This window comes from Dehalobacter sp., from assembly GCF_030063005.1.
Lineage (GTDB): Bacteria > Bacillota > Desulfitobacteriia > Desulfitobacteriales > Syntrophobotulaceae > Dehalobacter > Dehalobacter restrictus.
On sequence record NZ_JAPDHR010000026.1, the window covers coordinates 64284 to 75544 of the forward strand.

10 protein-coding genes are annotated in these 11261 nt (G+C 42.4%); 7 read left to right on the forward strand and 3 right to left on the reverse strand.

Annotated features, from left to right (window positions below; genetic code table 11):
* Positions 1–177: 177 nt before the first annotated feature.
* The 3 genes from OKX56_RS08445 (at position 178) to OKX56_RS08455 (ending at position 4169) form a co-directional block, all read left to right on the forward strand.
* Positions 178–2160 (forward strand): DUF1430 domain-containing protein, encoded by a 1983-nt coding sequence (locus OKX56_RS08445; protein ID WP_019226111.1) that lies wholly within the window; start codon positions 178–180, stop codon positions 2158–2160.
* A complete protein-coding gene (locus OKX56_RS08450; RefSeq protein WP_019226112.1) occupies positions 2157–2765 on the forward strand; it encodes an ATP-binding cassette domain-containing protein in 609 nt (202 codons plus the stop codon). Before OKX56_RS08445 ends, OKX56_RS08450 begins: the two co-directional genes overlap by 4 nt.
* Before the next feature lie 336 nt (positions 2766–3101).
* Positions 3102–4169, forward strand: a complete 1068-nt coding sequence (locus tag OKX56_RS08455) for a hypothetical protein (protein ID WP_019226113.1) — start codon at positions 3102–3104, stop codon at positions 4167–4169.
* A gap of 69 nt (positions 4170–4238) precedes the next feature.
* Here the strand turns inward: OKX56_RS08455 and OKX56_RS08460 are convergent, their stop codons facing one another.
* Both OKX56_RS08460 and OKX56_RS08465 read right to left on the reverse strand, forming a co-directional pair.
* Entirely contained in the window at positions 4239–7931 is a 3693-nt protein-coding gene (locus OKX56_RS08460) for an Ig-like domain-containing protein (RefSeq protein WP_020424308.1), read from the reverse strand.
* 421 nt (positions 7932–8352) lie between these two features.
* Positions 8353–8829: a hypothetical protein gene (locus OKX56_RS08465; RefSeq protein WP_019226114.1), complete on the reverse strand. Its 477-nt coding sequence runs from the start codon at positions 8827–8829 to the stop codon at positions 8353–8355.
* Here OKX56_RS08465 and OKX56_RS08470 point away from each other — a divergent pair.
* Positions 8829–9053 carry a sigma factor-like helix-turn-helix DNA-binding protein gene (locus tag OKX56_RS08470; RefSeq protein ID WP_019226115.1) on the forward strand — a complete coding sequence of 75 codons (225 nt, stop codon included), beginning with the start codon at positions 8829–8831 and terminating at the stop codon, positions 9051–9053. The two genes, OKX56_RS08465 and OKX56_RS08470, sit on opposite strands and share 1 nt — an antisense overlap.
* Positions 9054–9116: 63 nt before the next feature.
* A complete protein-coding gene (locus OKX56_RS08475) occupies positions 9117–9452 on the forward strand; it encodes a phage holin family protein (protein WP_019226116.1) in 336 nt (111 codons plus the stop codon).
* Positions 9453–9514: 62 nt separating this feature from the next.
* Here OKX56_RS08475 and OKX56_RS08480 read toward each other — a convergent pair whose 3' ends face one another.
* Positions 9515–9700, reverse strand: coding sequence for an SH3 domain-containing protein (locus OKX56_RS08480; RefSeq protein WP_019226117.1), 186 nt, complete (start codon positions 9698–9700; stop codon positions 9515–9517).
* 336 nt (positions 9701–10036) lie between these two features.
* Between OKX56_RS08480 and OKX56_RS08485 the strand changes: the two genes are divergently transcribed.
* Together OKX56_RS08485 and OKX56_RS08490 are read left to right on the forward strand one after the other, a co-directional pair.
* On the forward strand, positions 10037–10474 hold the full coding sequence (locus OKX56_RS08485) for a hypothetical protein (RefSeq protein ID WP_019226118.1): 438 nt from the start codon (positions 10037–10039) through the stop codon (positions 10472–10474).
* 19 nt (positions 10475–10493) lie between these two features.
* Entirely contained in the window at positions 10494–10955 is a 462-nt protein-coding gene (locus OKX56_RS08490) for a hypothetical protein (protein WP_019226119.1), read from the forward strand.
* Positions 10956–11261: the final 306 nt, after the last annotated feature.

Sequence of the window (11261 nt, forward strand, 5' to 3'; positions counted from 1 at the left end):
TTGACCAACAAGCATAGTATTTGAATAATACAGGGGCTTTCAATTCAATCAGATTGAAAGCTCATGTACTTTCGATATAATATAAGTGAGTTTGAAGGTTTGATTACGATATGACGATATGGAGGCATTTTTCAGCTCCGTATTTGCCACAATTAATCTAGAAGGGTTTTCTGTATTATGAAGAAAATAAAACTGATAGTCATATACTTATTAATCACGATTGGCTTTATTTTTAATGGGGAATTGTTCATTCTTTACTTGGACGGCTTTCAAGAATCCTATTACCAGTCGGGATTTGATTTTGTGAATCGGGAAGCCGCCATCGGGGAAAAAGAAGTCATCCAAGATTTTCTCAATGCAGGAAAGACGTACGATGTCGATTTCTTCTTTGTGGACAGTACGATTATCTCGGCCTACGCCAAAGAGATCACGGTATTCGGCACGCCCAACGCTTTGAAAACATTACAAATCAAAGGTATTCTTGAAGGAAAGCATAACAGCCTTTTTATGGGAGAAACACAAGTTAGATATGCGGATTTCAGTAAGATTAAGACGATGGAAAAGTTCAAAGACTGTTATTACATCGGCGATCAATCCCAACTGAAAGCCATGCGCTTATTTAAAGCGAGCCTGGTAGGTAAATACGGAGGCGGACTCCCTAAATTGTTCAGTTCCGATAAAGAGACTTGGCTGAATCTATTGGCGGTTTGGTCTATCGTTTTTGGCTTGATCCTGCTGCTGACGATTTATGAAATCATCAGCCTGAAGAAGGAGATCATGGTGCGGATAACCCTTGGGGAGGATGTTCGAACCGTTTTCGGCAAAAATGCTTTGGCTGATATCGGTATCCTGGTCAGTGCCTTCCTTAGTTTGCCGTTCATATTAGGCCTATTATCCAATTCCAATGTACTATTTAAAATTAAAGCATTGGCCCTGGCTTTTCTGGTGTTCATAATTGCTAATACCTTGATTAATGCGGCCGTTTTGCGTGTTAACTTTAAAAAAGATATCGCAGCCAGACGCTCAGGCGGTGGACTTCTTACAGCCAACTATATCCTGAAATTCATAACCACCGTACTTACCCTCATTGTTCTATCCAGTAATTTCGCCGTACTGGCGCAAGGGTATCTAATGTATAAGCAGCATGATTTTTTTTCCGAACATAAGGATTATAGTTACTATCAATTGAATTACAGGGTAAATAATCACTTAGGCAAAACAATTTCAGATGAAAGCATGATGAATCAAGAATTCTATAAACGGTTTCAAAAATATTCCTTGCAATACAATGATTTGACAGCTAATTTCCGCAGCCCGTACCCTGTTATCCTAATAAATCAAAATTCGTTTGCAGAAATCTCAAAAGTGAGCTATGCCTTGGCGGAGGCGGTCCAAAGTGCCGACGATGATTATTATTTACTGATCCCGTCCGGTATGTCGGAGGATTCTCAGGAATATTTTATCGCGAAAGATATGATCGATGTTTTTTTTGGAAAAAATGTTCTTTCAAGCGTTAAGACCAAAGTATATGACGGCGATGTTAGTCTAGTGGGCATTCATAATCAGCCGAACAAGTACGTAAGCCGACCAATGGCGAACCCGATTATAATTTTCAATAATACGCTTCAAAAAATTGATGAATATCAGGCAGGTAACGATATGTACTATGCCTATGATACGATGTACAATATCCCCGAGCGGGACTTCAATCAGTTTATCACGGAGTATCAGCTGTCTGATCAAATCAGGGTCAAATCCAATGCCCTGGATATCTATGAACATAATTGGGCGATTATCTTACGCAATGTGAAATTAGTCGTTATTTTATCAATCTTTTTGCTGGCTCTGGAAATCGCGCTGATCAGTTTTATTATCAAACTGGAGTATCAGTTCAACGCAATGGAACTGGCGCTGAAAAAAGTACTTGGATACTCACTCTTTGCCAGAAATAAGAGGTTGATACTTATCACGTTAGTCGTTTTTCTGGTGAGCATCATCCTGGCGTTTTTGCTTAGAGGGCTTTTAGGGATTGCCGAAGGTGCCGATCTCATCTGGGGAGGGCTCATTTTGCTGGCGGTTGAGTTAATATTTATTGCTAAGAAGGCAAGTACAGTGGAAAAAGCCAATGTACCTGCCATTCTAAAAGGAAGGGTATTATGATTGAAGGAATTAGTATCACCAAAAAATTTGATGGTTTGACTCTGTTTCAAGATTATAGTTTTCTGATCAAGGAACAGGAATTTGTTTGCTTTTCCGGTGCCAGCGGAACGGGAAAGACCACCCTGTTGAACATGATTGGATTAATCGAGCCCATTGACGCCGGAAGTTTGAGAATTAACGGAATGGAGTACACGACAAATAAGCAAAAATTAGCGTATTTCCGTTCTGTCGTCGGTTTTCTGTTTCAGAATTTTGCACTGATAGAGAATAAAACTGTTAAACAGAACCTTGAGCTGATCAGGCCGGACAGCCGAACCAATTATACGATTGAAGACGTGCTGGAAAGAGTCGGGCTAGAAGGTAAGCTGAACAGTAAGGTTTATACATTGTCCGGCGGGGAGCAGCAACGCGTAGCGTTGGCGCGTTTATTTCTTAAAAAATGCGATATCGTTTTAGCTGATGAACCAACAGGATCGCTGGACGCCAAAAACGCTCAAATAATTATGGATATTCTACTTTCGCTGAATGCCGAAGGGAAAACTGTCATTATCGTGACCCATGATCAAAAAGTTAAGGATAAGGCACAAAGGGTTATCGACCTATAAATTTCGATTTGAACGTATGCGAATGCAATGTCATTTACAAGTCAATATAAAACAGCAAAATAAAAAACTGGCCGGGACGTGATCAATGAGTGTTGTAGAATGACTACAACGAATTTTAGCTTTTACAGTTCTGCAATATATGAAGGCTTTCCTAATATAATAATAAGCCGGCTTATGAAATCTTTTGCTTGAATTACTGGTGGTGTTTTTTTATAATTGGTAAAAAAAAGAAAGAACATTATAAGTAATCAAGTTTCATTGTTCAGTCTGTTCAAAGTATACTAAAAGTGATTTTAAGTGAGTAATCTTAAGAAGCTAAGAGAGGAAGAAAGGTGAATGAAAAAACAATCTCAATCCCTTATCCAACTAATAATGATCTTAGCGCTTTTAATTCTACTTTTTGCTGCTTGTACCCCAACCACCAACTCCGTTCCTGGTACAATGTCACCGTCAAACTCACCTGCGATATCGGAGTCATCCGAGGAATCTGGACCAACGGTACCAGCAGAATCAGTTGAACCTGTTGAAAAATTCACAGGAGTCTGGCAGTATGCATACGGTGACAGAAACATTGCTCAAATCCAAGTCTATAATGAAACGGAAAACGGGTTTGATTTCCATCTTTTTGTTGTGGAATATGATGAAGAAGGAAAAATTACACAAGGAGGATTCAGTACGTATGCCCAGAAGGACTCGGATGGCAAAGCCTCCTATTCCGCAGGGGAGAAAGAATCCTCAAATAAGCTTCAGCACGTAGAGGGTACTCTTGTCATCAATAATGGATACCTGCAGATTACCTATAATAACCTCCAATTACTTCCCTATGACCAGCAGAAGCAAACCCAGCTGTCAACATCTTTTAAAAAGGTTTCTGCAGACCAAACGAAGCAGGTAATGTACAAACTGCCATTTTTTACGAGAGAGATTATCGGTTTTACTTCGGACTTAACGATAGAGAAAGCAGATACGCTTTTCGGCCCTGTGGTTGATGTGGAAATGGTGCCAGAAACAGGTGGACGTATCGATGTGACAATGAAACGCAAATACGCGGATACAGTAGTGTCTTTTTACTATCCTGAAGGTGCAGGTAAGAGCTACTCTTTTTGCAGCATAGAAATCACTCGCCCAGATTTTAGTTTCATAAGGGGTATTAAAGTGGGTGATTCATTGGAGTCGGCCATCGCCAAGTTTCCTGATGAGAAAAACGAAAGCAAGACTGGGGATAACGGTAAAATCCAGACTTTATATGGAAAGGCAGTGTATACTGAAGTTGCCGGGTATATCTGGTATGACGAAAACGGTCTTAAAAACATTTGGTACAGTGACGGAGGGCTAATATTTAAATTGGAGTTTGATACTACAGATCATGTGTCCAAAATGTTACTTACAAGCCCGATCGACTAAGTTATCTTCACTAAGACACAAAACAAAGAACTGGCGAGTTGCCTCGCCAGTTCTTTGTTTATTTCTTTCTTATGGGTGAAAAGCTTCAATGATTTGACCGTCGGTGCTGACGACCCCAAATGGATCATAAAAACAACATCCGCCGCAACGAGGGAACTTACTCGTATCCCCGCCATAGTAATAGTCGTTGTAGTAGCTTCCGGCAGCTTGTTCAAACTTTAACGGGTGATAGCCGGTGTTTGGATCGGTAGCGCTGCAATAGCCCATTGGATCAGTAGCATAACTGCTCTTAGTATAGGTACAAAGGTGCACGTGAATGGGGACACCTGAATTACTGCCACTTGCAGAACCGCCCATAGTGCCTATTGTCGTACTGGTTGTCACAGAGTCTCCGGCACTAACACTCGTAGAGTTTAAATGTGAGTAAGAGGAATAGAATGTCCGGACTCCAGTTAAATTATGCTCGATGACAACGATTCTCCCGTTCGCAGTTGAATTATCAGGTCGAACAAATGCTACAGTTCCGCCGAATATGGGCTTTACAGGGGTGCCAGTGCTTCCAAGGGCAATATCGTAACCCAGATGTCCTTTGTTATTTGTTTCTTTGTCATTAAATCCTTGAGTTACTGCCCAGCCAGCAAATGGACCGCCGCTTGGTAACGTAGCACCCACTTTATAGGTTTTGTATCCTACAGGGACGCCTCCATTATTAGATACGGTTATCGCCGTTGTTGCTGTGAATCCTCCGCTATTTGTTGTTACGGTAATAGTTACTGATCCAGTTGCCTGTGCAGTTACCAGACCATTACTGTTGACAGTTGCAATACTTGTATTACTAGACGACCAAGTAACCGCCTTGTTAGTCGCATTGGCTGGAACGACGGTAGCTGTTAGCTGTTGGGTATCTCCCGCATCCAAAGTGACAGATGTTGGGCTCATGCTTACACCTGTAACAGGAATAGATGCTGAGGCAACGGTCACCATTGAGTTTGCTGCAAAACTGCCGTCTACAGTCCGAACAGTGATCGTTGCGGTTCCTGAAGCTGCGCCTGCGGTTACTAGGCCAGTACTGTTCACTGTTGCCACATTTGTATTGTTGCTTGACCATATTACTGCCTTATTCGCTGCGTCGGACGGGGACACGGTCGCAGTAAGCTGCTGGGTCTGATTGTAAGCAAGCGTTACTTGGCTGGGAGATACCGTGACGCCCGTGACGGCCACACTTGAAGCGATAGCGTTCAGCATATTGCACGTAGCTGAAACGAATTTCCCGGCAAAATCCCTGTCAATGATATCTTGTGATGAGCTGGGGAAGGGAAGCTCAATTAACGCCGCGCGCATGCCTTTATTTTGTCCCCAAAGACTTACATAGCCTTTGGCGGAACTAGATAATGTGCTAAGACTAAAAGTTGAGCCGAACTGAGTCTGGAAATATTGCCCGATCGTAGTATCCCCGAGAGATTCATTGAGCCAGCCGTGAACATCCAATAAAACCATGGTTTGGGCTTCGCTTTGCCATTGCAGCAAGGCTTGGCTAAGGGCAAGCGATTCAACTGAACCCAGTGCCAATGAGCCGTTAAAATTCCGGCTGTTAGTATAGGGATAAAAGTCATTATTATTGGTATACGGAAAGGAACGGTTAATATCCTTACCTGCGTTGACTGTTGCCCGGCCAGGACCGTTATTTGTCCAACCGTCCAGAATTCCATCCGGATTGGCGCAGGGAATAACGTAGATTGTCCATGCGGAGAGGTTTTCCGCAGCAAGTTCTTCAATCGTCGTTTTAGCGATTTTGACCAGCTCCTCGCCGTCAGCCGCCCAGGCATCTTCAAATCCGTGAACTGCGAATACCGCCGCCAGAACATTGCTGCCGCTGCCAATTTTGTAATAGTTAAGGGAACGATTGTTGCCGCTGGTACCATAACTTCCTTCTACGACATTGGCAACGGAAATAGTTGGCAGGGTCACTGAAGTCGACTGAAGGACTCCTGTCGATACATAGCCGCGCTTGCTTGCCGAACCACCTGTGTTGTACTCGACGTAAGCATAGGCTGATTCTACCGAGGCGCTGCTTAGTATGCTTACTCTTTCGTTATCAAAAATTGTGCCGATTGTTGTAAAATTGGTATTTGGTCCGGTATATACGGTTTGGTTCCCGACAGCTTTTGCTAACCCGGTACCTGTTCGCAATGCCGGAACAGAATTCAGAGAGCCTGCAGCAGTCAGGCAATTTTGACTGACATAGCCTCTTTTCCGTCCTGATGCAGTATTGTATTCGATGTGATACCATTGTGTCGGATAAATAGAAGAAATGTCTCTTTCCAGGATGACGACGAATTCTTCAAGTGAGAGCCCCCCGCTTAAGAAATAGGTTGTATCCGGGCCGCAATAGACAGCGCCGGGAGTGGAAGTGACTTCAGCCAGAACGCCTCTGTTCCTGCCTGCTAATTGCGTTGTATCGACATAACCTCTTTTCGTTCCGGAGGGGGAGCTAAATTCAATATAGGTGAAGCCGTTTTGACTTTCATTAAAGCGGGTGACCCCTTCACCAGAATAGACAGTTCCAGAAGCGGCGTAATTGTTCGACGGTCCGGTATAGACCGTCAGATCCTGGTTGGTTGCATCGGCACAACCCGTAAACGTCCTCTCCGAGACACCTGCGGCAACGGTAGAGGGATCATTCAAACAGTCGTATGGAACATAGCCTCTTTTCTTATTGCTTGATGTGGGGTAATGAATATAGAACCACGATTTTTCCTTGCCAAGAACCAGGACCGGATCATTCTGGCTGACACTTCCTACAGACGCGTAGTTTATGTCACTTGGTCCAAGATAAACAGTGTCTGCGTTTGCAACCGAAACGACAGCTCCAGTGAGAGTCTGAAGACCGCTGGCCGACACATAGCCCCGTTTTTGACCGGAGGAGGTTGTGTACTCGATAAAAGAATAGGCAGACTCCGCAGTAACACCCTCAATCCAAAAGACAGTCTCATCAGCGGATAAAGAGCCAACAGAGGCAAAACCTAAATTTGGTCCGGCATAAACATACACATTCTGTTGGACGGAAGCTGCATTTTGAAATGTTTTCAGTGATCCAAGTCCGCTGGTCGAAGAATATGGCGTAATTAAGTTTTGATCGACGTAACCGCGTTTTCTACCGGAAGTTGAGTTAAATTCAATATAGTACCAGGAAGAAGCGTCTTTTTCCAGGATAACTACGTATTCTCCGGAGTAAACACCTCCCCCGGTTACGTAATTGCTGCGGGGACCGGTATAAATGGTAGCAGATGATGAAACGTTCGCAAGCACCCCCCTGTTCCTGCTTGCAAGTTGACTGGTCAAGGCGTATCCACGTTTGGTGCCAGACGATGTACTGTATTCAATATACGTGTAGCTCCCACTGGTTTCATTAAAACGCGTGAAACCTTCCGTGGCATAGACATTCCCGGGTAATGGATAAGTGGTTGAGGTTCCCGGACCTGTGCATACCGTAATGTTTAGGGTTGAAACATCGGCATAGCCGGTTAAAGACCGGGTCGGGACGCTGGCCGCTACAGTAGCCGGATTCGTGATTGTGTTGTACGGGACATAGCCTCTTTTCCTGGTAGTGGCTCCGGTGTAGTACTCGATATAGAACCAGTTTTTTTCCACGGCGAAGACCTCGACTTGCTCTATGCCAACACTGCCCACAGAGGCATAAATGCTGGAACTTGGTCCATGATATACAGTTGAAGCGCTTGCGGTATTTACTTTTACTGACATAATATCTCTCCTTTGTTTTTAAAAATTTTTTGAACCAGCTGATTAATTAGCAAAGAGAAGAAATATGGATATTCGTAAACTTGCTTGGTAACTTTTTTCTAAGGCCCTAAAATCAAGAAAATAGTTTAGCCGTTCTGTAATATTTCTCCCTTCAGCTTGATTATATTTCCTCAGCAACTTGTTAAACGGCAAAAACTCGGCAAAAACTCGGAAATTTGAAGACAGAAGAAAAGTCTGTAACGGAAGAGAGATCAATCATAGATTGTCTGCTAATTATAATGAAGCGCCATTTACGTTACATTGGGTTGATGTCAACTTGCACTTTTGGAAATGTTGCAACACTATGTCGCTTGTTATGGTTAAATAAAAGAGGAAGACGACCCGAAGGTCGCCTTTTTCACTTTTGGACTTACTAGATGTCTTAACCAAAGTAAACATAGTAACTGCCAGTACTTCCTGAAGCCCAGTTTGTGTTAACGTAACAATTCCTTGCAATGAAGGTACTTCCACTATAATAACCGCTAATATGAACCATAGCGCCGTTATTAAATGCATGCAGTGCGTCAACGTCGTAAGAACCGCCTGCAGCTTTAAGCCTTGCTCCCGCGGGGATATCGGCGCCTACGGTTGAGGTTTTAGAGGGACTGCTCCAAGCGGTTAATGCATAACGTGCGTAAATATTGGTGGCACTGTTACGGACTACTGCCATATTATTGTCAATTACATATCCCTCAATTATCCCCGAGCCAACTTTTCCGGCGATTCCTTTGCGGAAAGAACCTGTTGCTACTTTTTCGGTAACAACGGCTTCGCCAACACCCATGTTCATTAGTATGGTCGAACTTGTACTTGCCGAAGCATAAAACGGAGTTGCAACTTTATTATGCTGAAGCTGCATTGGTTACGTTGGACACCCATTTTGAACTGGAATTAACAGGGATAGATCATCTGCTGACGGAATCGGAATTATCTGTTGTCGAAAAGATCTATCTATTGGTCTATACCGTAGCAGAAACCGCAGCTATTAATGAAATCAGCAGACAAGCAGTTAATAAGACAAAAAAACGGGCTCTGAAGAAATTAGCAAAATGGTTTGGACAACAAGGGCATTGGGGGGATTAATGTGGATTTGCTTTTAAATTATCTCAAAATTATGATTGCACTGTAGGCGGGGTTTTCGGATGGTTGCTAGGTGAGCTTGATTCCCTGGTTTATGCGCTGGTCGCATTTGTAGCATTTGATTATGTAACTGGTGTCCTATTGGCGATTTTTGATAAGAAAGTATCGAGTAATATCGGATTTAAAGGTATATGTAAAAAAATATTGATATTTGCCCTAATTGCCTTGGGAAACATTATTAATCAATACATTATCGGTTCAGGAAGTACTCTAAGAACGATGCTGATTATGTTCTATTTGTCTAATGAAGGGATCAGTATACTTGAAAATATTGCTAAAATGGGAGTGCCATTTCCACAAAAGTTAAAGAATGTCTTGCAACAAATGGGAGATACAGGCTAACTCAGACCGTTACAGGTCAAAACCCTGAGAAATATTCTTACTTCAACGTCTCACTCGGAGGATTATCTAAGGTCCTGGTAGATGCTCAACCTGGCAGATACGCTCTCTTTTTTTTTGGATCCCGATGGGTATTCAATAAATTTCCATCCGTATTCCTCCCATAGGACAGTGTAGGGATCGAGTGCATCGAGATATCCCACCACGGCATACGCTTTGTTTCCTGGGCCTCCATAAACATTTGTACTCATTACAGTATCCTCCTTTTTACTCATCGAATTAGCTAATTCAATGAGTAAAAAGAAAAATAGTAAGGGTTTAGCAACCAGTCTGGAAATATATTTTAGAACTTAATTCTTTCTTGCCTGCTTTGCATTTTTGATTTATGTCTAAATTTAAAGGGGGGTAGTCGGTTAGCTCCAGTTGAAAATAATATTGATACGAAAAGTGCCAATTGGCGCCGTTGCCGTTTTAGGGACAGTCTCAGGAGTAAAAAAATCCTAAATATGTGTTGCAAAAAGTAATCTATGTTGTCTATTAGTATTGGAAGGAAAAATTTGCCTGTATAAATTAGAAAGGAGTATAATATGATTAGAAAGTTAAGAGTTTCTTTCATACTATTTTTTCTTGGTTTATTTCTCTCTGTTGCGACCATGGCGTATGCCGGTCAAGCATCCAGCCCAGTAACAAACTTTGGTATGAATTATGGAGGGTATATCTATAACGGTTATTGCACAATTACTACATCTCCTAGTTTTGCTTCTGCCAGTGCTATAATGTCCTGCACAAATGGAAGTGCGCCAACAGGTTATATGGGGGTTAGTGCTTATATGTATAATGACGCAGGGACATGTGTTAAGTACAGCCCTTGGGCATACAATAGTTCTCCTCAGGTAATGTTAACTGCTACTTCTCCATATACAAGTGTCAAAGGCACATATTATGCCGGTGGAAGTTTTAGAATGTACAATGGGAGTGGTTATTTAGAAGAACCGTGTGCTTACTCACCAAGACAAAGTAATTAAAGAAGGGGGGTTGAAAAATATGTTAAAAAAATCTGGTATTTTTACTATCGGTATAGCTTTAGCTATAGGGCTTTTAGCAGGCTCTTTGAGTCTTGGAGCAATATCTGCGATAGCAGACTCGGATAATTCTAATGTTGCTCCTAACTACAAAGTAAATGCCCATGGACAAACCTATGGCACCAACATGGCATCCACATCTGTGCAATTTCCGGATTTGATACAGGCTCAGGGAACTGATGGAACAATTGGATATATTAAGAAAGCTGATTTAGACAAAGATCAACCTCAGAATCCGCAGGAAGCCGTTGCGTATATGGAGAAAATGAAAAATGCCCCTGCATATTCAGAGATTCCATTATATGCGTCTGATGGCGATACGGTAATAGGAAAATTTGAAGTCTTCAATTCAGCCTCCGATGCAGGCCAAGCAGAATTAGCCAAACAAGAAGCAGCCGCAAAAGCTGCAGCTGTAGGCAAATAAGTTTCAAATTACAGGTGAGTTCTTCCTAACATAAAGAGGGGTTTTATCGAGGCCACTGAAAAACACTTTGTTTTTCGCTTAAACCACACAACCAAAAAACCAGAAGATGAGATATATTGACTCATTCTCCTGGTTTTTCAATTCTTATATGTAATGGCTTAGTTTATCACTCTCTTTTTGTAAGCGTAAACTCTAGCGGCGTAAAAAAGAGCCCGCCGTAACCAGCAGGCTCGCGTCATATAAAAATCATTCGTCGCATTTGCTCTTAGCATACGGTACTCGGCAATGCTCAGGAGCATTTGCCGG

Coding starts and splice junctions, on each gene's coding strand:
- OKX56_RS08445 (WP_019226111.1), top strand. CDS start 178: ATGAAGAAAATAAAACTGATAGTCATATACTTATTAATCACGATTGGC.
- OKX56_RS08450 (WP_019226112.1), top strand. CDS start 2,157: ATGATTGAAGGAATTAGTATCACCAAAAAATTTGATGGTTTGACTCTG.
- OKX56_RS08455 (WP_019226113.1), top strand. CDS start 3,102: ATGAAAAAACAATCTCAATCCCTTATCCAACTAATAATGATCTTAGCG.
- OKX56_RS08460 (WP_020424308.1), bottom strand. CDS start 7,931: ATGTCAGTAAAAGTAAATACCGCAAGCGCTTCAACTGTATATCATGGA.
- OKX56_RS08465 (WP_019226114.1), bottom strand. CDS start 8,829: ATGCAGCTTCAGCATAATAAAGTTGCAACTCCGTTTTATGCTTCGGCA.
- OKX56_RS08480 (WP_019226117.1), bottom strand. CDS start 9,700: ATGAGTACAAATGTTTATGGAGGCCCAGGAAACAAAGCGTATGCCGTG.
- OKX56_RS08485 (WP_019226118.1), top strand. CDS start 10,037: ATGATTAGAAAGTTAAGAGTTTCTTTCATACTATTTTTTCTTGGTTTA.
- OKX56_RS08490 (WP_019226119.1), top strand. CDS start 10,494: ATGTTAAAAAAATCTGGTATTTTTACTATCGGTATAGCTTTAGCTATA.